We start from the raw sequence: 25,619 nt of genomic DNA on the forward strand, positions 1-25,619 counted from the left end.
GATCTTCAAAGCCGATCACTCACTTTCTAGCTTGCCGTTTATTTCTAAGATCCCCCTACATTATGTTACACTGAATTTACGATATAAAACAGCTGGGGGTCCGTATGAAAACGTTTTTCGGTATCATGATGTTTATTGTAATCGGTCTCCTGACAGCGGTGGGATTCGGTTTCTCCTGGCAATTTAATAACGGCCCGCTTGTGGGTGATGATGAGCAGATCGGACTCGGCCAACAAACGATCATTCGCTTCAGCTTTGTCGTGGCGGAGAATACACCCAAAGGATTAGCGGCTCAGAAGTTCGCCCAATTAGTCAAAGCAAAGACCAACGACACCATTAAGGTAGAATTATTCCCCAATGGTACTCTATACAATGAAACCGATGAAGTCGGAGCTTTACAGACGGGCAGCATTCAAATGATCGCGCCAAGTTTCTCTAATATATCCGAAGTTGTTCCCGATTGGATGGCCATGGATCTTCCCTTCGTTTTCCAAAACGATGAGGATGTAGCTAAAGCTTTTCAAGGCGAAATAGGAAACATTCTGCTGCGCAAATTAGAACCAAAGGGCATCGTGGGACTCGGTTTTTGGGCCAATGGTTTTCAGCAGATGACGTCAAATCGCGGCGTTCTTGCCCATCCCGAAGATTTTCGAGATTTGAAATTTCGGATTCTTCCAAGCAAGATCATCGAATCCCAATTTCGGCATCTGAATGCGAAGACGGTCCCCATTCCTTTTAATCAAGTATACCGCAGTATGGAATCCGGTCAGGTAGACGGTGGAGAGAACACGATTTCGAACATTTACTCTAAAAAGCTGTATCAGGTCCAAAAATATTTGACCATCAGCAATCATGCCTATCTTGGTTATGGCGTGCTAGTGAATAAAGTATTTTGGGAGAAATTATCCGCCGATCAGCAAAAGACGATTAATGAAGCCATGCAAGAAGCGACGGTTTGGGCTAATCAAAATGCGATCGAGATCAACCGTAAACAATGGAACGAGTTACAGAGAATTGGGCAGATGAACGTTCACCTTCTAACCAATGAGGAACGGGATGAATGGCAGCAGGTGCTTGAGCCAGTCTATGAAGAAGCTCAATCCTATCTTAGTAAAGAGCTCATGGATGCCGTGAACGAGCTTAGACAGGAATACTGAATATTACGAACCAGATCGGACATAATACCTTTCGACGGTGAAACAGCGAGGTGTAGTGTCAAAGATAATTCAATGATAAAACACCAGGGAAGTTGTTTTTGAATCGATATTGAAGCGAGGGGATGTGCCGTGGGCTCATTAATGTAGTCAAGTACTGCAATAATGTGATGAGGTAATGACCGAGCCAAGTAAGGTTCAAGGCAAAAGTACCATCAATCTATTCTCCGTCGAAGAGGACTCCGAAAGGGGTCTTTTTTTTAGTTTTGATGTAAACGTCAAAAACCCTTACCTTAGGAAAAATCAGTGATTTCGTGGCTTTAACGGGGACAATTTCATATCCGGATGCAATCCTTGATTATCGCGCTGCTGTTCTTCGATACGCTAGGCGTGCTCGGGAGAAATGTCATCTTTATTGGGCTTATAGAAGAAGCGGCGAAGGTATTGGCCATTTTGTTTTGCCTGCGTAATCGAAAATATCATTTTATCCTAAATGGGTTGTTAGTTGGAGCGGCTGTCGGCTCTGGGTTTGCCGCATTTGAGTAGGCCGGAAACGCACTGAATATCGGCATGCAGGGTATGACTTCTATGTTTGCAGCGTGTTTAAGAAGCGTTACTTGGTTGAGCGCGACACTCAGATGAATCCCCCTGGGTTCCACATTACATAAATGTATAACGCAGCGAAGCACAAAAAGGGCACGACCGGGAAACGGGTTGTGTCCTTTTTGCTGTTTGAGCCGACGACGGGAGTTCATGGGAGAGTAAGAAGCAAATCCATTTAACCGTCGTTGATATATACGATTTTTCGAACATAATTGGCGGGATTCATGCAAAAAGACAAATTATATACGATTTTTCACATAGATTTTTCACTTTAGCCAGCCCAGGGAATTTTCTATATGATTTTTCATATATAATTCCAAGCATCGAAACAGAAACAGTGCTCAAACCAAATCCGGACTTTGGATAGAGCCCACATATTCATAGTAGTTGACTCGCTGGGACACTCCTCTGGCCATCGCCCGAAATTTCCCTTTATCGACCAGTATGCGGCAGTACTTGATGACAGTCATAATATGCAGTTCCAACTCCCTTGCAGCCTCGGATGGGCGAATGGCACGATTATGGCGAATGGCCGCTCGCATCAAGTCTCGTTCGATTTTTGAATAGCGTTTCTCCACCATTCTTTTGGTTCCACTCTCAGCAGACAGATAAGGGAACAAGATGTTCCGCAATGTGGAGAGAATGAACGAGGGGTTCTCTTTTAACTCATCCAAAGAGATGTAGAAGACCGTACAGTCTTGAGCTTGAAGAAACAGTCCCCGGTTCAAATCCATCCGATACTTGGTTCGATCCGTGCCGTGTGAGCCAAAGTCCATGATCTCAAATACAATACGTATAGCACCAACAATCCACATGAAATCGACAAAGTAGGATCTCCCTCGCCAGTCCTTCACTTCATATTCAGGATGCAATCCATGGAAATGTCCGACAAGCTGCCACCAGATTTGCTTAACGAACAATCGATTTCCGAACTCATGGCCGCGTTTCAGAGCATCCAGACGTTCCCCTCTTCTTCGCCTAAGATGATCACCTATCCATTTATCGTGTTCGATCTCAAAACCCATTCCCTGATCACCCGCCTCTTCATATTCGTTTTAAAAAACACAAAACCCCGACTCCTTTCCGATTTAGAAAGGAAGCGGGGCATTCTTTGCCACTCGGTTAATGCGTGATATCCATAGTGTGCCACAATATTCTCAGAGAGCGCAATAGGAAAATGAATAACTACAAAATCCGGCTGAACGATCCGAAATCGGAAGGATTGCGGCCGGCCATCCGGTTCAGCTTTAGGTAACTGTACGCGTATTTATAATAATGGCCGTGTCTGCTGTCCGCGAATGCCTGCTCCCAGAATGGCTGTTCCAACGGACTGCTCATGGTTGTTGTAAATGGTGGATCATATTCCGTCGGATTTTTTTCCAGCCCGTTTGCGTAGACCAGAATGTCCATTCTTGTGAATAAGGAAGTCTCCGACTGATCAAGCCCTTGATCGTGAAATACTTGCTTCAGCTCTAAGATGGAGTGGCCATGAGTAAGGAGGTGTCCGAGCTGCATATCGCCTTTTTCCATTTGGTACGGCCTCTGAAAGTTATGAAAAAGATCAAGAACAACAGCGGGAGTCAGTGGAACCCTTGTTGTCGTTATGGGGATGCCTTCAGGATCAATGACGATGTCGTTTCCGTTTATCGTTACATAACCCGGACCGGACGCCGCAAATCCCTCCAGCAATTTTGTCATGGCATTGTACAATTCGACCGTTGCCGGAACTTCGGAGCAAGAGAGCGTAGCCAGCATGTAATACACATAGATCACATCATGACCCAATGCATGGCAAGATTGATCTTTTTTGACGAGCAAGCTCAAAATACCATTACGAAAGCCTGCGTATTCCTTGTGGGCCCGATATTGCTTATCGTTTGGGTGTTCCTCTACCGTTTTTTCGAGATTTTTGCGAATCGTGGCTTCCAGCGTTCCCGGTACCAGGTTTTCTTCCAAAACTCCAATCAAGGCTAAAACCGCGCACGCCCAATGGCCTTCCCAAATGTTCGTCTGCGACGACTCAATCATTTTTTGGCATGCCCATTTCTTGTGAAAATCGATGCCCAGAACGGATCCCCTCCTTTTACCGTCAGCAGTCAAAGTGCAAAAAATCCTTTTATTTCTTATCATAGCATTAGGTAAATTAATCGCACGGGTTTATTATCGGTTCTATAGATAGTGCATCGTTATCTCACTTCTGACTAGAAATCTTACATTAATACCCGTCTGTCCAATTCCCTTAGATATGTAGTAAGTCCCAAATCGATTTTTATGGAGACCCTTATAAATCCCCATCCTAGGCAACTTACCCGCATTTTTGATTCTAAAGAAAAATGGTACATTAAATTGTTTACCATGTAGATGCCCAGCCATTAAATAATCATATTGTTTATTTAAATGTAAGACTACGTTAGGATCGTGGGTAATAACGACTTTAGTTTTACTCTGATCAACATTTTGAAACGATCTTTCTATATTACTCTTACCTGAATCAAAATCATCAATTCCAATTAACTCAAATTGCTCTAAATGTACCGATTCATTAATTAATAAATGCAAACCGTATTTTCTTAGTAGATTGATTAAATCCTGTACATTTTCTTGCTGATAATCATGGTTTCCGAGAACACAATAAATGGGTACGTTACTTATAACCAAAGCTCTTAGATACTTTTCTAGTTTAGAGAGACTTGTTCGACGTTTGGTAAAATCACCTGTAACAAAAATATAATTTGGTTTCTCAAGATTAATAATCATTGTAATTTTAGATGGACTTATCCTTAATCGTTCTACATGCATATCACTAATTTGTAGGATTTTCAATTTTAAATCCAGAGGGTATTTAATTCGCTCAACTTTTAACCATTGTGTAGGTAAGATAAAATTTATATAAAATAAGAGTATTAGAATCAATATGGATAAATAAATCAATTTACTTCACCATCCTCCTCTTAGAAATTCATTTTGTAGAAGTTAACATATATTCTAGATATTTCGGATTATTCCTTTCAGTGAAAAAAATCTTAATTATTAAAAAAGGCGCTGCAGTGGCGCGAAGAAGCAAACTCTTCCCAACCTGCAGCGCCTTACTATGTTTTTTACGAGCAAATTGCCGCCTCATATCGCAAGGAGGCACCGATAACAGCCAATTCATTAACCAACCCTAGCTGCTTAAAGACATGCAAGCTGCTGTTAACCGTCATCGCATTGATATGAGGATACCTAACGCTCAACGCTTCACATATGTCTTTGACCGTTGTGAAACTCCCCTGCGCATAAAGAAATTCCAATAATGCATGCCGTTGTGGCGTTAATGTAATATTCTTGGCTCTCATCTTCTGCAGTGCTAAATTCAAATCATGTTGTACCATCATGGAAACCTCCTCTACGAATGACTTGAATTTTTACGAAGACCCTTAGCGATTTAAGTGTTGTAAATAACCTGAAATATCTACGTTCAAACCTGCCGCTAGACTTTCCCCCAGCTTCGCATCCGCTCTATAAAAATTACAGATCGCTAACAGCTTCGATTTCTCGTGAACAGACGACAGATCGCCTACCAGATTCGAAATAAAGTTGGCTTGCTCCTGCTCGCTGAAGCTGCGGAATGTGTCTCCGGCTTGTGTGAAATCGTTGGTTTTATCGATTTTTTGTCTACCAACAGTTCCATTGATGAGTGCACTGCTGTCGCGGAATTCAGGCGCTTCTTTCGGTGCATCGGCATGACGAGTCGGCTCATAATTCACACTGCCAGGCTGCTGCTTCATTTGCATAGCGCCATCGCGCTGGTTATTTTGCACGGTTGCATAAGGGCAGTTCACCGGGATTTGCAGGTAGTTGGCGCCAAGACGGTGTCTTTGTGTATCTGGGTAGGAGAAAAGCCGTCCTTGCAGCAGCTTATCTTCCGAAGGCTCGATCCCTGATACCAACACACTTGGCGCAAAAGCTGCTTGCTCCACATCAGCAAAAAAGTTCTGAGCGTTGCGGTTTAACGTCATTGTCCCTACTTTTTGCAACGGAACAAGGTCTTCTGGCCACACTTTTGTTGGATCCAGTGGATCAAAATCGTATGCATCCAAATCCTCAGGCGGCAGCAGCTGCACATGCAGGTCCCATTTCGGGAATTCGCCGCGATCGATGTGGTCGTACAAATCTCTTGTTGCATGACTGAAATCCTCGCCCTGAATGGCTGAAGCTTCGGCTTTGCTCAAATTACGAACGCCTTGGTGCGGTTTCCAGTGATATTTCACATACACATAATTCCCTACGGAATTGATCCATTTAAACGCATGAACACCGAAACCATTCATTTCACGGTAATTCGCTGGTGTGCCGTAGTCCGAGAATACCCAAGTCAGCATATGCGTCGACTCCGGTGTCAGTGACATGAAATCCCAATAGCGGTCAGGCGTCTGAACATTCGTGTCAGGCGCCGGCTTCAAGGAGTGAACCATATCAGGGAATTTCATCGCGTCGCGGATAAAGAAAACAGGAAGATTATTGCCGACTAGATCGTAATTGCCTTCTTCTGTATAAAATTTAACTGCGAATCCGCGCGGATCACGCGCTGTTTCAGGTGACCCTTGCCCATGGATAACCGTGGAAAAGCGTACGAATACCGGCGTTTCTCTGCCAGCTTCGCTTAGGAAGCCTGCTTTCGTGTAACGTTTCATCGAATTTTCAACGATAAAAGTTCCAAAAGCTCCCGCTCCACGCGCATGAACCACACGCTCCGGAATACGCTCCCGATCGAAATGCGCAATCTTCTCTAATAAATGGTAATCCTCCAATAGTGTCGGACCATTCTGGCCTGCTGTCCGTGAGTTCTGGTTATCGCCTACAGGCGCACCCTGGTTCGTTGTTAAGTGGTTATGGGACATCTGCATTCTCCTTCATAGGTATAATTGTGATAAAATAGCACATTTTATTTAGAATAATTATTATATAATATCTATTTTATTTTAATTGAGAAGAGTTGTCAATAACCCTTTCTACGCTTGTTAAACCTGAATTGGCTGCAATTTCTAGCACATTTTCACAAAATAGCGGCCCGTCGTTCCTCATGACTTCATATTCCTCCAACTCCATTCGAGAAGTTGAAAAAAGGCCATCAAGTCCCACCGCACTTGCGCAGGAACTTAACAGCCTTCAAAATTATTTAAGCCAAGGTACCACTTGTCCACTCTACTCCCCATCTGTATATACATGAATGCTCACGTTTGCCCCACCTAGTCCGCATCCAGAAAAACCTCGTACGTCATTTCCTTAAACCTTTCTTTCCAAGGAGAGATAGCTTGCAAATTCTCATAAATCTCTTCCGCCTTTTGAATGCAAACAGATTGGACAATTCGGGCATATTCCATACATCCGGAATCATGAATCATTTGCAAAAAATCCTCTTTCTCTTTCAAAAGGAATTCTACGGTAATTTCACCCTCATAATATGCTTTCAATTGACTGAATGCCGGATCTTCAATGGATAGTAAATACAACACAGGAAGCGTTCGTTTCTTTCCAATCAAATCGTTTTTCACATCAAACCGAATAAGATCTCTCATATCATTTTGAATTTGATGAATAAGGCCAATACAGTCAGCTAATTGATGCATTTGTTCCATTGTTTCTTCCGAGCACTCTAAAGAGGAATAGCCCATGAAACAGGCAAGCCGGTATAAGGAACCTGATTTCTCTTGCGTCATCATCAGATAGTCATCTACAGTTGATATCATATTGGTTACATCTTTTTGTTGGCCATTAATCGATCTCGAAATGATTTTGCTTACCTCGACTAGCATCTTATCTTTGACCTGCAAGTGCCCCAATTCACCTAACAATCCCATGAACAGCGCCATAACAGCATTCAACGTAATGGCTTGTGGACATTGCATCCATGGCTTACTCCCTTGATCTTGATCCTGCAAATCATCCATAATATCCAAAGTGAGAATGACCAGTTCCGTCACCGCAGCAAGTCGATGAATGTGAGGCGAATCTCCTCCTAACATCTTGTGCGTACAAATCGTGATCTTAGACCATGTACAGTTTTCCTTTTCTTTGTCATCTATAAAAGATTTAAGCAGAGTATTTAAATCTTCTACATAAATATAGTCATCAATAACACGATGCATATGCTGCTGGATGTCCTGCATCATTTCCTCCCTTAAGCCTTCGTGTAATATTTGCTTTTAATAAACTTTTCTAGTGCTTCCGTTCTCGATTTGGCGCCCCATTTGTCGTAAATCTTGCGTAAATAATTATCGACAGTTCGCTTGCTCATAAAGATGCGTTCCGCAATTTGATCGTGAGTCGCTCCCTTGACCAACATGTTCATCATGAGTACTTCTTCATCTAGTAACACACAGTCATCCTTGGTATAATCTCCACTTAATTGCATCTGGTGAAAGTATGATAACGGCAGCATCGTATGACCATCCAACATACAATTCACCATATTTTTAATCGTTCTTTCGCTCGACTCCTTCGATAGAACGCCGCTTACTTTGATTTCGATTAATTTATTTAAGATGCCCGTCACATCGATTCCCGTAAAAATAACAATATGCATATTCGGATAAATGTCCTTTAACTGAGCAGCGACTTCTGTGCCGGATAGATCAGGAAGTTGATAATCTAGAAATACGAGACCAGGCTGATGCAGCTCTACTTGTTCCAAGCATTGTTTGGCATTAGAGACAACGCCGATAACTTCAATACCATCGATCTCTTCTAATAAAGATTTGGTCGCACGTGCAAACAAAGGATGATCGTCGACAACCAATGTCTTAACGACTTCAATCATGCAGAAATCACCTCCTCGATGGGTATCGTAATGATAAACTTCGTTCCGTTTCCTTTTTGTGTATTGAGCTCAAAGTGTCCACCCACGTGCAAGACTCTGCTTCTCATTTGTTCGATCCCCATGCCTGATGCGCCAATCTCCGGGTGAACTTCGTCTCTATCATGAAATCCAACTCCGTCATCCTCATAAATTAACCTGAAACAAAAATCTTTTTCCATGATATGGAACTTAACTTTAGAAGCCTGCGAATGTTTTTTTGCATTATTTAGCAGCTCTTGGACGATTCGGAATATATGCCGTTTCGTAAGCAAATCTTTAGTTTCGATGACAGCAGCATGTCCTGCTTGAAATTCAAGCTCAAATGACGTTGTATATGACTCCTTTTCCAAGTACATCTTCAGCGTTTGAATCAGACCTACCTCTTTTAACAAATGGGGATTTAACTCAAAGCAGCTTTGGCGCAGGCTGGCATTGATCATATCCACAAAATTATTCATACTTTTCAACTGCACCTGATCTTCTTGATGCATCGTTGACTTATCGGCAAGAGTGGATATTCTTCTTTTGAGAAAGAAAAGATCCTGCATCGTCGTATCATGAAGATCGCTAGCAATCCGAATTCGTTCCTCTTCCTGAAGTTCAAACATCACCTTACGAAACCATTGAATATCCTGCGCTGCGTTTTCATGAGGAAGCTGGGAAGCAAATTGATGCAACCTGGCTGTTAACTTGCGGATCAAGTGGACATTTTCCAAGCTAACTTCCAAATAGGTTGTAATCAGCTGCAGCCACTGCCTCTCTTCCTTCGCAAGCATCGTGTTCGTCTTTTTCCGTGTCATAATCAAATAACTCGAATACTCTTCATGGCTATTCATCTCCATGCATGTATAAAGCGGATGATCGAGCAAGGATGACGAGTTAACAAGCTGCTGAACTTCTGAAGTATCTATTTCCCCTTCGTAAATGATCTCGGTATCGTTCTTATACTGGAACACAATGGCTCCACCCATCACCTGAAGGGTACCAACAATATCCACGAGTATGATCTCTTTCAACTCACGGAAACTGGAAATGGTCCCAAGGTTTTTAGATATTTTCTTCAAAGCAAATTGCAGGGCGTATTTTCTTGGGAACAAAAACGGCTCAAGCCGCGTTGTCCAATATTCGGCAACATACAGAACCGACGAAACAAGAATAATGGAACCAATGAATAGGAATAAAATTTGTTTATCATCTACTTCTTGACCAAATAAGAAAACGTAGGCCCCTGTAAACAGGCTGACGGGAATGATCGCCATTAAACCAGCGAACATAAAACGCCGGATAACAAGCCCGATATCATACAACTGATTGGAGGCAATCAAATAGGCAAATGAAATGGGGAAAACCAATATAAGCCCGCTTGTATACCTTGCATTTAAAATTTGTTGTCCTGTAATTAATTGAGGAAGTAAGGAGAAGCAGATGACTGGTAAAAAAGAGATCAACAATGACAACCATACCGCTCTTAATAATGCTCGACACGTAGGATTGTTGTTTTCGAACTTTAGCATACAGAAATGTCAAAACACTCATATTGAAAATAAAGCCAATAATGAAAAAGACTAAGGTTACGGAGCCATCATAACGATACACCTTGGCCATCGGAGGATAAAAGTATAGGCTTCTTATAGCGAATGCTATGATTACGATTGCATACAAATATTTTAAAATTCGAGTTGGCAATTCCATATTGCCTTTTTCCTTGAAAAAGATAACCAAGAAATGCAAAAAGATAATCGGCAAAGCCATCATAAAGCTGGCAATCAACAGCTTTCCAATAACATCTCCCCTTACGGAAGCACCCAGACTCATATAAATCATAGCCATGGTCAGAAAAACAGCAGCGAGCAGCTTGGCCGATGGAGAACGGCGCATTTTCATGAAAAGCAAAACAGCCATGAACAGACATGCGCCTTCCTCTACTAACGGAACCATATCGTAGAAGGTAGTGCTATTCCTGTTTACCTTTATTTCATACTCATAACCGTCTCTTGAAATCAGTAACAAGTGAGCTTTCTCTATCGCTTTCCATTTTTGAATGGTCCGGGATTCATCAGGAAGCTTGCCATCCACCTGCTTGACGATATCCCCAACCTTGAGGTTTAGCTTTGCACTGGCGCTTTCCGGAGTCATCTCCTTGATCACCCATTGTTGTTGTGGAGTCAATTCAACATAAATCCCGATATAAGGGAAATGAAAGGTAATGAACGAGCACCAAATCTGCAATACAATGAAAATTGTCACACAAAACCCTATTGCATATTTATTTCTCATCCACCAACATCCTCCATTTATTTGCTATAATACATTTGTAGTCCAATCGTATAAGAAAGAAGTGATCCTATGCCGATCATCCAGTTAACCCCGAAATTGCAGCATGCCGTTCACATGTTGAAACGTAACGAGTTGCGCGAAGATGCAAGCCCTTTCTTAACTGAGCTATCATTATCTAAAGTAGAATCTGCCGCAGCGGTTAGAACCTTTAATCGTCCTGCAATTGCTAGGCAGAAAGATCTAGTAAAACTCGCAGGTGATTGGTGGTAAACTCTAGTATTATTTTACCAAATTAAAAAAGGATTGTATAATTAGCCTCCCGCTAATCATGCAATCCTTTTTATCGTCTTCATGCAATTGTTTTTGCATGTTTTACACAAGTACGAAAAATAGGTTGAAATCAGTGAAATGATTTATGTGATGCCCTTGAAACAAGTTAACTTTATGATAATAAGTATATATATGGAAAAACACACTTGGTTCTTAATATGGATGAGAAGAAAGGAGTTCAAGGTATGAAAGATAAAACAATGAGCCGATGGAGTACCTATGACCCCTTCTATATCGAACTAGCTGATAAAAAGATCGCCGATATTGTCATCACCCATCATGCCCATAGTCGATGGATCACTCGTGTGGAAGGTGAACAAACAAAGCTTGAGGATATATGTACGTATTTGTGGGATAAGCTTAAGAGCGGCAAAATAGCGTCCTACTACCGCAACGAAGAAGAAGTATACGTTATCGATGATGATTTACTAATGGTTGTGCAATTTACTGAGGTTGAGAAAGAAACCGATCTAATCGGCAGGCCCTTACATAGAATGATTGTCATCACCTTCCTCGGATTTATGTCTAAAACCATGGAATTGCGTGACTTACGAGCCTACTATTCTTGGCTGCGCCATTCCAGGAGAATGACGCTGATTAAGAATAACAGGAAAAAAAGATAACGAGGAAAACATAATGAAATCACTACGTTCAAAAAAACGCTGCGGCACACAAGAGAAGAACCATTCCGGTTATTCTCCTATGCACCGCAGCACTCATTCTAACCCCTAAGCCGTCCCGAAGGTGACGCCCAGTTCCCGAAGCAGCTTACGGTACGCGATGCTCAAGCGATCTGTATTCAGATGCAGCTCCGCTTGAAGATCGAGCGGAAGCAGCTCAGGCTTCTGGTTTTCAACCATTTCTCGATCCTGCTCAATGAGCAGATCCTGAAATTGAACGAAAACCTCGTCAGGTTCCTCATAAGCATAGTTCCTCTGCTTCAACATGAACGCTTTGCTCATTTGCTCCGTTTCCGGCAGCACCATCAAGAACAACCGGAAGATATGATCCGTATCGCGATCTCTTTTGGTAAAAGCGACACAGAGCGGACCGAACACTTCGTAAACGTATCGGCTATGTACGCCGCGCCCCGTTCCATCCGGATCAGGTTGATAGACGATAATTTCCTCTGAAGTAAGGACACCGTCCTCCTCGTAAACCTGATAATCCCCAATTTCAGCAAATTCACTATCACCTAGCAAACCCTCATGAACAAACATTAGATGGGATACGTCGAGGAAGTTCTCAATGATACGAGGTCCTGCAGCTTGCAGGGTGTAAGGTCCCATGATGACTTCTTTGAAGCCGTCAGGGATAAACGCACTCACTTTTGGCAGAGAATGAACCGGTGTGCCTAAGCTCACCCAGATGAAACCGTGTGCCTCTACACATGCGTAGACGAACGCTTTCGCCTTGGAGGGAATCGCTCGATCAGCGGGCAGAGACGGAATTCGCGTACAAGTACCGCAGCCGTTGTATGACCAACCGTGGTAAGCACAGACGAGTTCATCCCCCTTCACTTTACCCAGTGATAATGGTACTCCCCGATGAATACATAAGTCCTTGAAGGCGTGGACGCCTTGCGAAGTACGGAATACAGCCACTTTTTCGCCTAACACGATGACAGGTATAGGCTTTTCTAGCAGATCTGACGACAACAACACCGGATGCCACTCGTCAATCAAAGCAATATCTTGTATCGTCATCGCCCTAACGTCCTCTCACACTTATTTCGGAATGACACCTTTAATGCCCTTAACAAACCAGGTTGTGCCCAATATCTCTTCGTCTGTCATCTTTTTACCCTGTTCAAAACGCGTCTTGCCATCTTGATCCACGATAGGTCCTTGGAATACTTCGAAGGTACCGTTCAAGATATCTTGCTTCTTCTTCTCAACAAGAGCTTTAACGTCGGCTGGCACATTTTTACCTAGAGGAGCTATATCTGTAATGCCTTCTTTCATGCTTCCGAAATACGCGCCGGATTTCCAAGTCCCATCCATGACACTTTTAACGGTCTGCACATAGTAAGGTCCCCAGTTCCATTTCGGGTTAGAAATATATGTCTCAGGCGCAAATCGGCCCATATCCGAGTCGTTTCCGATCCCCCACACTTTGCGTTCCGCTGCCGCTTGAATACTTGCAGGTGAATCTTGGTACGCAGCCAAAATGTCAACGCCTTTATCCAGTAAAGAAATCGCAGCTTGCTTCTCTGTCGCCGGATCGAACCAAGTATTGCTCCAAACCACAGACACATCAATATCCGGATTAACGCTTTGTGCGCCAAGGGTGAAAGCATTAATGGTATAAATAACTTCTGGGATTGGGAATGCACCGACATAACCCATGTGATTGTTCTTGGTTATTTTACCGGCCGCCATACCTACGAGATACGCACTTTGGTATTCGCGCCCCATGTATGTCCCTAGGTTAGGCAGTGTTTTATAGCCAGTTGCGTGTAGAAATGTGACCTTCGGGTGCTTTTGAGCTACATTGTACATCGGGTCCATATATCCAAAGGACGTTCCGAAAATAATATCGTTCTTCTGTGCCAACTCTTCAAAAACACGCTCTGCATCAGGACCTTCAGGAATATTTTCAACCGTTGTCGCTTTGATGCCTAGCTCTTTTTCCAACATTAAACGGCCTTGATCGTGCTCGTAAGTCCAGCCTCCATCACCTGGAACACCGATATAGACAAAGGCGACTCTAGGCAGCTTTTTCTCCGCCTGTGGCGCTGTACTGCCAGCTGGGGTTGAAGCAGGGGACGCATTAGGTGCGGTCGTGATGCTAGTCGTTGTTGATTGTCCAGAGCAAGCAGTTAGGATCATAAGTAAGATAGCTGTTAAGGAAAACATCCATTTTTTTGTCATAATGGCTTCTACCCCTCTCTTTTTATCGACAAACCACATCTTTCTACAGCTCTGAAAATGCCTTCATAGCCCGTGCATCGGCATAAATTGCCACACAGTGCCTCTTCGGCCTCCGCCCTAGTCGGGGTAGGATTCTTTTCCCATAAAGCCGTAAGCGTAACGACCATACCAGCGGTACAATAACCGCACTGGAGCCCTCCTTCCTCTAACATAGCTTGCTGAACGGGATGCAGCTCTCCCCCCGCCGATATCCCCTCAATGGTCGTCACTTCCTTACCCGCCGCTTGATAAGCCATAAGCAGGCAAGAATTAACGGGTTTACCATCAAGCAGTACCATGCAGGCCCCGCATCGTCCTATCTCACAAGAAACTTTGGTTCCTGTTAAAAGCAAGTCATCGCGCAGGATATCCGACATCCGTTTGGAAGCAGGGACCGGTACCGCGACAGCCTTACCGTTAATGGAACATTCAAGCACATAAGTTGTATTAATCAATGGCCTCCACCCCTTCTAACCAGTCGATGGACTGCACGATGTTTTCCGGTGAAATCGGAAGTCGATTTACCCAAATACCCGTTGCTTGCCGGACCGCTGCGGTAATGGCCGGGGCCAAACCGACGGAGCCGATTTCGCCAACCCCACGCGGGCCAAATGTATCATCCTCGGGCAAATCTTCAATCGCTTCTACCCGAATGGTATGAGGGCTGTCCTTGAAGGTTGGAACTAGGTACGTGTCCAAATTATGCCGGACGTAATTGCTTTCCTTCATGACGGCATCCTCAGTCAATGTGTATCCCAACGCCATTACGCTGCCGCCCTCAATCTGTCCGAGGAACCCCATCGGATTAATAACAGGACCTGCTGCAATGACGTGATCGGTTTGCAGCACCTTCACTCGCCCCGTCAGCATGTTCACTTCCACTTCCACGATGACGGATGCGTAGGAGTATAAATAATGAGCGCCGACCAGCCCTTCCGGCGTCGTCGGGTAGTCGAACTCCGTATGCGCGATGATCGGCTGGGCTGCTGCCTCAGCAGCCTCCGCCAACTCCGCATACGTCACAACCGGCTTGCCCGATTCATCGCCCTTGCGATGAATCCCGCCTGCGCCGGTTGCCAGTTCTTCGGCTGCGAGGCCGGCGAGTGCAGACGCCTGCTGAAGCAGCGCCTGCACGAACGGCGGCTTCAGACGCTGCAGTGCGCGCCACATCATCGTGGTGGCGCGCGAAGCGGTGCTGGATCCGCTGCTCGGCACGCGATCCGTATCGCCGATGACGATGCGGATGTCTTCGGCGGTGCAGCCGAAGAAGTCTTGCAGCATCAACGTGAGCGCTGCATAGAGCCCTTGCCCGAACTCCTCGAAGCCGAAGGAGGCTTGGATCTTGCCCTCCGGCGTAAGCTCGATGCGTCCGCCGGAGTGATCCGGGATGCCTAGGCCGAGCCCGGCGCCGTGCATCACCATCGCTGCGCCGACGCCCCGGCAGATCCACGGGGCTTGATCTTCGCCCTTGTCATTCCGCTCGTCACCCTGCAGCCTCTCCGCTTGATCCTGCTGCTTCTCGCCCATGCCTTGCTGTACCTTTCCATCGCCTTCCCGCTTCAGCTTCCCGCGCTTCGCCCAGAGCGGCGACTCCATCACCTTACTCCACACTTGGCTCGCGCCCTCGGTTTGCACAATCTTCTGCCCCATTGGCCCCGGGTCGCCCGGAGCGCGCAAGTTCTGCTTACGCAGCTCCCAGGAGTCCATACCGAGCTTCTCTGCTAACCGCTCGATTTGGCTCTCAACGGCAAAAATCACCTGATTGCCGCCGAAGCCCCGAAACTCACCGGACACGCCGTTATTCGTATATACACTCGTCCCCTGAACATCTACATTCGGGATGTTATAAGGTCCTATCGCATGTTCCGTAGCAAAATTCAAGACCTCACAACCCAAGGTTGCATAGGCGCCTGTATCAGCAAGAATGCTGACTTGATGTGCGATGAGACGCCCCTCTTTATCCGCGCCGGTCTTCATCTTAATCCGCATCGGATGCCGTTTGATGCCAGATATGACGGATTCACGTCGCGAATTGTGCATTTTGATCGGTGATCCCGTCTTCAGTGCCATAAGGGCACCGAAGGGCTGCACATTGAGTTCATCCTTACCGCCGAACGACCCGCCGATCGGACTGGATACTACCCGAATCTGCTCCTCAGCCATCCCTAGAATCCTTGATAGCTGCATCCGATCCTTGTAACCATGCTGCGTCGGCGAGTAAACCGTCAATCGGCCATCATCCTCTGGGATAAACAAGCCGCCCTCCGTTTCCATATAGGTGTGCATTTGACGAGGCGTAAAATACGTCTCCTCAACAATATGTGCACATCCCTCGAACGCCGTTTCTGCCTCCCCATGCTTCAAGCTCGTTCGGTGCAGCAGATTGCCATCGGGATGCAGCCTAATCGCACCCGCGTCTAGCGCCGTTTCTGGATCATCTACAACAGGCAATGGCTCATAAACAACCTCAATCAGGCTAAGCGCATATTCAGCGATCTCTTCCGTATCCGCAGCTACCGCCGCCAAAGCGTCCCCAATGTAACGAACGCGATCATGACAGAACACAGGCTGATGCGGGAAAGCAATGCCGAATAAATTCATACCAGGCACATCCTCTGCCGTTACCACGACGCGCACACCCGGAGTCATTATCGCCTTGCTTGTATCGATGGAAAGAATCCATGCATGGGGGTAACGACTTCGAAGCACTTTCCCATGCAGCATGCCGGGTGCTGTTAAATCCGTGAGATATCGGAGCTTTCCGGTTACCTTTTCTTCACCGTCAGGTCGGATAATCCACTTATTCGCATACGTATCACGACTTAGGAGCATCCGCTCCGCCCCCTTTTTGCCACGCTTTATAGCACTCAGAAACGATGAGATTGGCCGCTGTCTGCTTGCGATAAGTAACACCGGCATAATCATCAGCCACAGCATCGAATTCCGTGAGCAAACCCTTATGCAGATACTTCAGAAGCTCCTTGGATAAAGGCTGACCCATGGCAGCGGCCTCCAGATCCTTAAACCTTGCTGGAACAGCGCTTCCTCCGCCCGCAGCTAATGCAATGCTTGTGAGGGCTCCATCCTTTCCTAGAGACAGCCTTCCAGCTACTGTTACAACCGATGGGGTGAACGCTTCTCTTCGTCCCACCTTAAGATAAAACTCATACTTATTCTCCTCTTCAACACCTAACGGAGCCGCCGTTGGCACCACGATCCCTGTCATTACCTCGTTCTGGGACGAAATCGGACTTTCCAGCCACTCCGTCAGCGCCAGTGAACGTTCATTCTGCCCATCCGAGCAAATGATTTGGGCATCCATTACAAGCAACACAGGAATGAGGTCCCCCGTTCGTGACATTACGTTGCCTCCGATAGTGGCTAAATTTCGTACAGAGGGCGCTGCGATCTCAGAGCAGGCTTGCACTAGGAGCCCGCATCGTTGCCTAACCAGCTCATTTTTCATCAAATCTGCTAAACAAAGAGCTGGCCCTATATGAATGTGTCCAAGAGAATCGACCGTTAATCCCGATAGCAATGAGATATTACCAAGGCTAATCAGATGCTGTGGGAGCGGTGAAAGACCGTTTTCCCAGCGCGTACGGAGCCAGGTGCCCCCAGCAATGAGTACCGAGTCATCTCCCCATTTATGCTTCATACGCATGGCTTCCGCTACGCTCGTAGGCTGCCATACTGAAGGCTGCTGCTCTGGCAGCTGATACAAAGGAACTGACATGAACAACCCTCCTTAAATCACAATAGATACGATTGGTTCGTTATTGTCTTGCTTCAAGCCACTTCTAATGGATAATCTCAATAGAAGTTGTAATCATTTAGCGGTGTCTTAAATCGGGATTCAATCGTCATATATGCTGGGTTGAGGTTGCCCGATGAATGAATCCCTATTCGCGGTTAAATGATGTTGTAAAAAGTGCAACAATTACTGCCTAAATCTCGCCTCTCTCCCTTTATTGTTGCATCATGTACAACAATTGGGTCCTATAAATGCCATTTCGCAACAAATGGGCTCGAAATGTTGTACAAAAAAGTGCAACTTCAAGTTGCAAAATAACCTTTAGGCGTGTGAATTGTTGTATAAAATACAACATGGGTAACTCTATAGCCCCTCTACCCTCACGAAAGATGAATGTCTCTAAATTGAATTTTTTCCAATACTCCGTTTTTCAAAAGCCATCCGCATATAAATTAGATATACTATAAACAATATTCAAAAACTACGTCAACTTACTTAACACGTTTTTGTGTTTTTGTATAAAAAAATAGCGCATTATTAGTAATAATGCACTCGATCCTTCTTTTATGTTATTTAAGTTCACATATATTGGTGCGAAAATATTTTTTTAGCCTGTTCATAACGATCCAATGTATCAACATCCATAAACTTCAACTGGTTTTCCTCTTCCACAATTTGACCGCGGTACGCTGGCAAGTGAAACAAGGATCGCGCTCCGGTATCCCCTTCCAAAGCAGCAGCAGCCGACCACATCCCTCGCCCCAAAATAACAGGAGGCTTCGGCATCCCCTTATCCCCGCTGGCGATATAATCGTAGCCCGCTTCCTTATTAAACGCATTCGTAAGGCGAAATAGCATCTGACCATCTACGAAAGGCTGATCCGCCAACAGGACTAAGATGCCATCTGCACTCATCTCTTCCGCCACCAGGATCCCCGTGCGCAGCGAGTGCGCCATCCCGCGTTCAGCATCCGCACATATCTCAATCAGGCACCTGCCCAATAATATGTGCATGTGAGCTTCTTCTGGCAACCAATCCAAGGAATCACATTCACGAACGACAACAACCACACTATGCAGTTCGGAATGAAGAGCTTGCAGCAAAGCAACCCCGCCAAGCCGTACGCCTTCAGCCATTTCTAACGACTGCTTCGCTGTCCCCATCCGTCTGCTGCTGCCTGCCGCCAAATATACACCAACGACCTTCCTCTTCACAGCGCTCACCAAGGGCGGCAGCTTTGGGTATCTCGCCCCATGGCTACAGAGGAGGTCCACTCTCCAGTCGTGCGAACACCACGCTTCATACGTATCAATTCAGCTACTATGCTGACTGCATTTTCAACAGGGCCTTCTGAGCCAATGTTTAAACCAACGGGATAATGCAGCCACTCCGGCCGCTCTAGTCCTTCAAGCATCTTCTCCGTTCGATCCCTCGAACCCATGATACCGAGGTAACGCAGACTTGATTCCATAACTCCTCGTACGAATGCTGTATCCTTCTCAAACTGGTGACTCATGACAATGACATAATCCTGCGCATTCAGCTTTAGTTGTTCCCCCAATTGCTCAGGAAAAGCCACGACCGTCTCCGACTCCGGAAAACGCTCCGCATTGCAGTAAGCTTCCCGCCAGTCTGCTACGACCACGCGAAACCCAACACTTACCGCCATTTGGGCTAGCGGAATCGCATCTGGATTCGCCCCAAACACAATAACCCTCGGCTTCGGCGTAAACAACGAGACGTACACAGAGTGTCGGTCTGAAGGTACTCCCCCATCGAGATCACACAACGTATAGGTTATATTCGAATACCCATCCGAGAATGTACGCAGCAGCTGCATGGCCTCCCCGCGATCCAAGCTAGCTTTCACCACCAGTAAGTTAACAAGCAGCTCCCCGGAAACAGGCTCCAGCAGGATACGAATCAACCCGCCGCAGCCAATCGTTTCACCCCAGCCGAAATCGTCTGCCGGTCTCATGTCGTACTCCACCATTTGCGGTTTTTGCGACTCCCATACAGCAGGTACGTATGCCGATAGATCCGCTTCCAAGCAGCCTGGAGAAATGCTACCTAGCGAGCTTTCATCCGCCATCAGCAGCATAACTGCCCCTTGCTTGCGATAAGCATGACCTTCCACATGAATAACCGTCGCTAATACACGCGCATGCGCATTACTCTCCACCGCTTGCAAAATGTCATAAGCCTCCATCACTCATCGCACCTCGCTTTATGGATTTATCGTCCTACCAACCGATCGCTAAACCGTCACCCCGAGGATCCGCAGCACCGCTCATGAAACCTTTCTCATCAATAACAATGCCCTGCGCTTGCCCCATAATCCCATCCCAAGGGTTCACGGGTTCAACACGATGTCCCCATTTTTTCAAACGCGCATACACATCGCCGTCCAGACGGTGCTCGAGCTTCAGCGCATCGCCATCTTCCCCCCATGTACGGCCGTAAACCCAACGCGGTAGCGATATGGCTTCTTGAATGGATAAACCATAATCCAGCACGCCTGTCAGAATGGAAAGCTGTGTTTGCGGCTGACCTTCTCCACCTTGTGTACCGAAAAGCATATAAGGTTTCCCCTCTTTGCTCACCATCGCAGGCATTAACGTATGAAATGACCTTTTGTTAGGCTCTAGAACGTTTGCGCATGCGGGATCCAGCGAGAAATAAGAACCTCGATTTTGCATAATAATGCCTGTATCTCCAGGTACATAAGCAGCGCCGAAGTCGAAATATAAGCTTTGTATAAACGAAACCGAATTCCCTTCATCATCAACAACAGCCGCATAGGCCGTATCCTGCCCGATCGCTGGTGACAGGTGCTCACTCACCTTGAGCGGCTCCGCTTGAATCTCATTCCAGAGCTCCGCCGCATAGGCTTTAGAAAGCAGACGCTCCAGCGGAATTTCCCGAAAACGGGGATCCGTCAAGTAAAGATCACGGTCTTTGAACGCCTTTTTGATCACTTCGGACATTATATGATAAAAATTCGCGGAGGCCCGCGGAACCGCACTAACTTCTATATTTTCCAGCATATTCATCATCATTAGCGCTGTGAATCCTTGTGAATTCGGCGGCATTTGATAAATGTCATACCCACGGTAGGTTGTCGAAAGCAATTCCACCCATTCACCCGAATAAATACGGAAATCATCTTCCTGCAGCAATCCACCATCCCGCTGAATGCTGTCAACAACCGTTTGCATCAAAGAACCCTTATAAAAGGCTTCTCTGCCTTCACGTTGTACCTGACGTAACGTATGGGCCATGTCTTTCTGGACAAGACGATCCCCTTCTTTCAAAAGCTCGCCGTTCGCCATATACAAAGCACTCAACTGCTCAGAAGCCCGAATGAAAGCCTCGTCCTTGCGCATCCAAAAAAGCAAATTTCGCGAGATAGGAAAACCATTTTCCGCATAAGCAATAGCTGGATCGAGCAGCTTCTCCCACGACAGCTTCCCGTACTTCTCCCATACTTGCCACCAGGCATCCACCATTCCCGGAACGGTTATCGCGCTTAGAATTCCTCTTTGGGGAATCGCATGTAACCCTTTATCCTTGTAAAAATCAGGCGTCGCCTGCGCAGCTGACTTCCCGCTTCCATTAAATCCTGTAAATGTACCCGTCGCAGCATCGTGCATGAGGAAAAAGGCATCCCCGCCAAGCCCAGTCATATGCGGGTAGACGACTCCAAGTGTCGCACTGATCGCAATCGCGCTATCAAACGCATTGCCTCCCTGCTGTAAAATAGCACTCCCCACACTGCTAGCCAAATAATGAGGCGTAGCAATCATAGCTCGCTCAGCTCGCGGCATGATGTTTAACATGGCAGCTCCTCCTCTTTACGAGCATATAACGTTAACGCTGCTTGCAAAGCCTTGCCGATTGTAATATCGGCGCCGTGCCAGAGGAGAACTGCTTCCAGTGCTCCAAGCACGTGGAGCACATTCTTTTGATTACAGCTAAAGCCCATCGTGCCGATTCGCCAAATTTGACCCTTCAGAGGTCCGAAAGAACTGGCGATTTCAATACCGAAACTGTTTAACAGCATCGAACGTACAGATTCACCAGCGATTCCATCTGGAATACGGATGCAGGTCACAACCGTCAGCTTACAGTCCGGATTCCCATATAGCGATAAGCCCATTGCTTGAAGGCCTGCAACTAACGCAGCCTCATGACGCTGATGACGACGGTATCGCTCCTCTAGGCCTTCCTGCAGGACAAGACGCAAGCCCTCGCGCAAAGCGTACAGCATCGAAGTTGCCTCCGTATGATGATTGAGCCGTTTCGGACTCCAATAGTCCTGGAGCTGGCCGAGGTCGAAATAATTGCTTGCGACTGGCTTCCCAGCTGACACCGCCGAACCTTTCTCACGCAGTCCCCGCTCAATCGTTTTGCGTCGCATTACCTTGGCTTCAACACGTTCGTTATACGTGATTGGCGACATGCCGGAAGGGACGGATAAACACTTTTGCGTTCCGCCGATAACAGCATCCAGCTGCCATTCGTCTGTCTTAACTGGGACTCCGCCAATCGTAGCGACTGCATCCACAACAAGCAGGGCATCCACTTCACGGCAGGCTGCTCCGATGCCATCAAACGGTTGGATACAACCCGTGGAAGTTTCGCCATGAACGATCGCTACAATGCTCGGCTTTTCCCGGTGTATGGCTTCGATGATTTCCTCAGGCTCGAACACCGTGCCCCACTCTCTCTCTAGCAGGACAACCTCTGCACCGCAGCGCTCCGAGATTTCGACAAGCAGATTGCCGAAGCGGCCATAGATAGGAACAAGCACCTTGTCCCCCGGTTCAATCACACTCACTAGAACAGCCTCAATACCCGAACGCGAGGTGCCATCTATTGGAAAAGCCCATTGATTTTTTGTTTGAAATACATCGCGAAGCATTTCCATCGTCTCATTCATCAGTTCAGTGAATTCAGGATCGAACTGTCCCAGAATCGGATATGACATCGCCCGCAGTACCCGCGGGTCGACCTCCACAGGTCCAGGGGTCATTATCGTTCGCAGCGAGGGCGACAAGTCTTTATAAGATTTCATCTACTTTCCCCCCATAGCCATATTGGTATAACACATGCACCAGTGCTTGGAACCCAGCGACCAGTTCGGCCGGTTCCGTAAACTCTTCAGGACTGTGGCTAATGCCAGCGCGACTTGGAACAAAGATCATCGCTGTCGGACATATCGGTCCAAACAACTGAGCATCATGCCCTGCCCCGCTAGGCAGCCGCATACTCTCGAACCCTTGGGTATCACAGGCAGCTTCAATTTCTGCTGAAATCCCTTCATGCATAGCCACAGGCGAAGCATGTAAATTAAAGGTCGTATCTATTTGAAGATCTCTTCGCTTCGCGATTACTTCAAACTCAGCTAGCAATCTCACACGAAAAGCATCCATCTTCCACTCGTCAGTATGCCGAATATCCAGCGTAAATTCAACTTCCCCCGGTACCACGTTCGAGGTTCCCCGCTTTACTTCCAAACGACCAACGGTAGCTACAAGCGGTTCCCACTCCTCCAGCGCCATCCGCTCGGTCAGAGCCACCATTTCCGCAGCTCCTGCAAGAGCATCTTTTCGCATCGTCATCGGTGTTGTTCCGGCATGATTCGAGGTGCCCGTTACTACTACTGTCAACCTTATTTGACCTACGATCGCTGTAACAACGCCAATTTGCTTCTGATTATACTCCAGGACTGAGCCTTGTTCGATATGAATCTCAATATATGCTCCTATATCTTCGCGCTTCGCAGGGTTTTCACCTACACTTGCAGTGTCGAATCCAGCTTGCTTCATCGCCCCAAGCAGCGTCACACCTTCAAGATCAGCAATTCCCGAGACTCCAGTCAGCGACCTCACACCAGTTACATGTCCAGAGCCCCAATAAGCCAACGGGAAGCGACTTCCCTCTTCCTCACAGAACGAAACGACTTCTAGTGTCCTCTTGGGCGTCCCATAAACCGCCTGCAAATAACCAAGTGCCATCATGGAGGCAACTACGCCGTATGCCCCATCGTATTTACCGCCGTTTTTCACCGTGTCTACATGTGAACCTGTGAGTATTGGCTTCAAAGCAAGGTTATTCCCTTGCAGTTTTCCGAAAACATTACCAACGGCATCGAAGCCTGCTTCCAGCCCCAACTCGTGCATCTTCTGGGTAAGAGCCTGCTGCGCCTGCAGCCATGGCTTCGTATATAGCAAACGGGTGACTCCCCCATCTGGGTCGGCGCCATACGAGGAAAGCCACTCAAGTACTTCGAGCATCTGCTCGGCGTATTGTGACAGCAAATCCAGCGAGTTCGGTGTCATTTTAGCCACCATCCTCACCTCCGTTCACTGCCGAGTGGCGCATCCAAATCCCGTCTGCTTTCTCCACTACCCCTTCACCAAGCTCATACACTTTACTACCTCGTAAGAAGGTCGCCTTCACCCGACATCCGAACTCTTTCCCTACATAAGGGCTATGTTTATGGCGGTAAAGCAGATCACTCTCTTGAAGCGAATAACTTAGCTTCATATCCACTAGAGCTAGATCAGCGTCCGCACCTAAAGCGATTTCACCTTTGCGGGGATGCAGCCCAAAACGCTTAGCCGGCTCAAGGGACAGCATCCGCGACAACATAGGAAGCGGCACCTCTCTGCGTAGGTAGCCTTCATCCAGCATAAGCTCCAGCGAGCTTTGCGCGCCGGATATACCGCCCCACGCCTCGAAGAAATCCCCTTCCTTCATATGAGTTGGGCAAGGCGAATGATCCGAGGCGAGGATGTCTAGCCGTCCATCTACTAGCGCTGCCCACAGATGAGCTTGATCCTCCGATGTGCGCAGCGGAGGCGCACATTTGGCAACCGATCCTAGCCGCTCCAAATCGGCGCTAGTAAGCACTAAATAATGCGGACACGTTTCCACTGTGACGTCCAGCCCTTTGGCCTTCGCCTCCGTGATGGTCTGCACAGCTTCCGCGCTGCTGATATGCACGAAGTGCAGCTTGCAGCCCGTCTCCTCGGCGAAGAGCAGAGCGCGGTTCACCGCTTCCAGCTCCGCTGCAATTGGTCTCGTCGCGACGAAGTCCAGCGCCCCGAGTCTGCCTTCCGCAAGTGCCTGCGCAGCCAGCTTGGATACGATCTCCTCGCTCTCGGCATGAAGTGCGAGCACTAGTCCCAAACGGGCAATTTCTTTCATCCCTTCATAGAGGGTCAGGTCGTCCACCTCAGCGAAGATATCTTCCCCTTCTCCGCCAGGACAGGACATGAACGCCTTAAATCCAATAACGCCTGCTTCAGCCAGCTCTTGTAGATTGCCCACATTGCCAGGAACAAGTCCACCCCAGAGGGCATAATCAACAACAGATATACCTTCAGCTGCTGCAAGCTTCCGTTCAAGTGCACTTAGCCGAACAGTAGGAGGCACGCCATTCAGCGGCATGTCGATATAGGTCGTGCATCCGCCAGCCGCTAACGCTGATGATCCGGTAGCAAACCCTTCCCAGTGACCGAGTGCTGGTTCATTGAAATGAACATGCACATCAACCATCCCCGGCATAATGTGCAAATGCTCCGCATCATAGACAGGTGTATCCTCCGAGTATACGAGGTTTTCGCCTAGCGCAGCAATTTTGCCACCTTGAATACCGATGTCTAACTGGCATACTTCATCTCTCAGGACTACAGTACCCTTCCGAATTACGAGGTCAAATTGGTTAGTCATACGAATCCCT

24 protein-coding genes are annotated in these 25,619 nt (G+C 46.9%); 4 read left to right on the forward strand and 20 right to left on the reverse strand.

The genetic code is table 11. From position 1 onward, the window contains the following. The first annotated feature begins 104 nt into the window (after window positions 1-104). Together QFZ77_RS01630 and QFZ77_RS01635 are read left to right on the forward strand one after the other, a co-directional pair. Window positions 105-1,157, forward strand: a complete 1,053-nt coding sequence (locus tag QFZ77_RS01630; RefSeq protein ID WP_307435203.1) for a DctP family TRAP transporter solute-binding subunit — start codon at window positions 105-107, stop codon at window positions 1,155-1,157. Between the two features lie 351 nt (window positions 1,158-1,508). Next, on the forward strand, window positions 1,509-1,700 hold the full coding sequence (locus QFZ77_RS01635) for a PrsW family glutamic-type intramembrane protease (RefSeq protein WP_307435206.1): 192 nt from the start codon (window positions 1,509-1,511) through the stop codon (window positions 1,698-1,700). Between the two features lie 398 nt (window positions 1,701-2,098). Here the strand turns inward: QFZ77_RS01635 and QFZ77_RS01640 are convergent, their stop codons facing one another. The 9 genes from QFZ77_RS01640 to QFZ77_RS01680 all read right to left on the reverse strand — a co-directional run bounded on the left by QFZ77_RS01640 (window position 2,099) and on the right by QFZ77_RS01680 (window position 10,872). Then, on the reverse strand, window positions 2,099-2,782 hold the full coding sequence (locus tag QFZ77_RS01640; RefSeq protein ID WP_307435210.1) for a hypothetical protein: 684 nt from the start codon (window positions 2,780-2,782) through the stop codon (window positions 2,099-2,101). Between the two features lie 160 nt (window positions 2,783-2,942). Further along, window positions 2,943-3,857, reverse strand: a complete 915-nt coding sequence (locus QFZ77_RS01645; RefSeq protein ID WP_307435213.1) for a hypothetical protein — start codon at window positions 3,855-3,857, stop codon at window positions 2,943-2,945. A 69-nt stretch (window positions 3,858-3,926) separates the two neighbouring features. Further along, entirely contained in the window at window positions 3,927-4,688 is a 762-nt protein-coding gene (locus QFZ77_RS01650; RefSeq protein ID WP_307435218.1) for a metallophosphoesterase, read from the reverse strand. A gap of 167 nt (window positions 4,689-4,855) precedes the next feature. Further along, complete coding sequence (locus QFZ77_RS01655) at window positions 4,856-5,131, reverse strand: Fur family transcriptional regulator (protein ID WP_307435221.1); 276 nt, start codon at window positions 5,129-5,131, stop codon at window positions 4,856-4,858. 42 nt (window positions 5,132-5,173) lie between these two features. Beyond that, the gene (locus QFZ77_RS01660) at window positions 5,174-6,637 is read right to left on the reverse strand and encodes a catalase (protein WP_307435225.1); all 1,464 of its coding nucleotides are present in this window, start codon (window positions 6,635-6,637) and stop codon (window positions 5,174-5,176) included. Window positions 6,638-6,985: 348 nt separating this feature from the next. After that, window positions 6,986-7,909 (reverse strand): polyprenyl synthetase family protein, encoded by a 924-nt coding sequence (locus tag QFZ77_RS01665; RefSeq protein ID WP_307435228.1) that lies wholly within the window; start codon window positions 7,907-7,909, stop codon window positions 6,986-6,988. A gap of 8 nt (window positions 7,910-7,917) precedes the next feature. Next, on the reverse strand, window positions 7,918-8,556 hold the full coding sequence (locus tag QFZ77_RS01670; RefSeq protein WP_307435231.1) for a response regulator transcription factor: 639 nt from the start codon (window positions 8,554-8,556) through the stop codon (window positions 7,918-7,920). Next, on the reverse strand, window positions 8,553-9,947 hold the full coding sequence (locus tag QFZ77_RS01675; protein WP_307435233.1) for a sensor histidine kinase: 1,395 nt from the start codon (window positions 9,945-9,947) through the stop codon (window positions 8,553-8,555). The genes QFZ77_RS01670 and QFZ77_RS01675 overlap by 4 nt, the downstream gene beginning before the upstream one ends. Next, window positions 9,895-10,872, reverse strand: coding sequence for a PDZ domain-containing protein (locus QFZ77_RS01680; RefSeq protein ID WP_307435237.1), 978 nt, complete (start codon window positions 10,870-10,872; stop codon window positions 9,895-9,897). Before QFZ77_RS01680 ends, QFZ77_RS01675 begins: the two co-directional genes overlap by 53 nt. A gap of 69 nt (window positions 10,873-10,941) precedes the next feature. On the opposite strand from QFZ77_RS01680, the gene QFZ77_RS01685 reads away from it, so the two are divergent. Together QFZ77_RS01685 and QFZ77_RS01690 are read left to right on the forward strand one after the other, a co-directional pair. Then, window positions 10,942-11,142, forward strand: coding sequence for a hypothetical protein (locus QFZ77_RS01685; RefSeq protein WP_307435240.1), 201 nt, complete (start codon window positions 10,942-10,944; stop codon window positions 11,140-11,142). A 245-nt stretch (window positions 11,143-11,387) separates the two neighbouring features. Beyond that, window positions 11,388-11,825 carry a hypothetical protein gene (locus tag QFZ77_RS01690; RefSeq protein ID WP_307435242.1) on the forward strand — a complete coding sequence of 146 codons (438 nt, stop codon included), beginning with the start codon at window positions 11,388-11,390 and terminating at the stop codon, window positions 11,823-11,825. A gap of 105 nt (window positions 11,826-11,930) precedes the next feature. On the opposite strand, the gene QFZ77_RS01695 is transcribed toward QFZ77_RS01690, so the two are convergent. The 11 genes from QFZ77_RS01695 to QFZ77_RS01745 all read right to left on the reverse strand — a co-directional run bounded on the left by QFZ77_RS01695 (window position 11,931) and on the right by QFZ77_RS01745 (window position 25,609). Further along, the gene (locus QFZ77_RS01695; RefSeq protein WP_307435245.1) at window positions 11,931-12,908 is read right to left on the reverse strand and encodes an aromatic ring-hydroxylating dioxygenase subunit alpha; all 978 of its coding nucleotides are present in this window, start codon (window positions 12,906-12,908) and stop codon (window positions 11,931-11,933) included. 21 nt (window positions 12,909-12,929) lie between these two features. After that, a complete protein-coding gene (locus QFZ77_RS01700) occupies window positions 12,930-14,075 on the reverse strand; it encodes a BMP family ABC transporter substrate-binding protein (RefSeq protein ID WP_307435248.1) in 1,146 nt (381 codons plus the stop codon). Between the two features lie 8 nt (window positions 14,076-14,083). Then, a complete protein-coding gene (locus QFZ77_RS01705; RefSeq protein WP_307435251.1) occupies window positions 14,084-14,569 on the reverse strand; it encodes a (2Fe-2S)-binding protein in 486 nt (161 codons plus the stop codon). Then, window positions 14,562-16,946, reverse strand: coding sequence for a xanthine dehydrogenase subunit D (pucD, locus tag QFZ77_RS01710; RefSeq protein ID WP_307435255.1), 2,385 nt, complete (start codon window positions 16,944-16,946; stop codon window positions 14,562-14,564). The genes QFZ77_RS01705 and pucD overlap by 8 nt, the downstream gene beginning before the upstream one ends. After that, on the reverse strand, window positions 16,930-17,850 hold the full coding sequence (locus tag QFZ77_RS01715; protein ID WP_307435257.1) for an FAD binding domain-containing protein: 921 nt from the start codon (window positions 17,848-17,850) through the stop codon (window positions 16,930-16,932). Before QFZ77_RS01715 ends, pucD begins: the two co-directional genes overlap by 17 nt. A gap of 597 nt (window positions 17,851-18,447) precedes the next feature. Further along, window positions 18,448-19,083 (reverse strand): nucleotidyltransferase family protein, encoded by a 636-nt coding sequence (locus QFZ77_RS01720; RefSeq protein ID WP_307435260.1) that lies wholly within the window; start codon window positions 19,081-19,083, stop codon window positions 18,448-18,450. Window positions 19,084-19,088: 5 nt separating this feature from the next. Continuing rightward, window positions 19,089-20,078: an XdhC family protein gene (locus QFZ77_RS01725; protein WP_307435263.1), complete on the reverse strand. Its 990-nt coding sequence runs from the start codon at window positions 20,076-20,078 to the stop codon at window positions 19,089-19,091. Window positions 20,079-20,112: 34 nt separating this feature from the next. Then, a complete protein-coding gene (gene ggt / locus QFZ77_RS01730; RefSeq protein ID WP_307435266.1) occupies window positions 20,113-21,708 on the reverse strand; it encodes a gamma-glutamyltransferase in 1,596 nt (531 codons plus the stop codon). Further along, the gene (locus QFZ77_RS01735) at window positions 21,702-22,946 is read right to left on the reverse strand and encodes a pyridoxal-phosphate-dependent aminotransferase family protein (RefSeq protein WP_307435270.1); all 1,245 of its coding nucleotides are present in this window, start codon (window positions 22,944-22,946) and stop codon (window positions 21,702-21,704) included. The genes ggt and QFZ77_RS01735 overlap by 7 nt, the downstream gene beginning before the upstream one ends. Then, a complete protein-coding gene (locus tag QFZ77_RS01740) occupies window positions 22,933-24,213 on the reverse strand; it encodes a Zn-dependent hydrolase (RefSeq protein WP_307435273.1) in 1,281 nt (426 codons plus the stop codon). Before QFZ77_RS01740 ends, QFZ77_RS01735 begins: the two co-directional genes overlap by 14 nt. A 1-nt stretch (window position 24,214) precedes the next feature. Next, window positions 24,215-25,609, reverse strand: a complete 1,395-nt coding sequence (locus tag QFZ77_RS01745) for an allantoinase (RefSeq protein WP_307435276.1) — start codon at window positions 25,607-25,609, stop codon at window positions 24,215-24,217. Window positions 25,610-25,619 lie beyond the last annotated feature (10 nt).

This window comes from Paenibacillus sp. V4I3 (assembly GCF_030817215.1).
In the GTDB taxonomy this organism is placed as follows: domain Bacteria; phylum Bacillota; class Bacilli; order Paenibacillales; family NBRC-103111; genus Paenibacillus_E.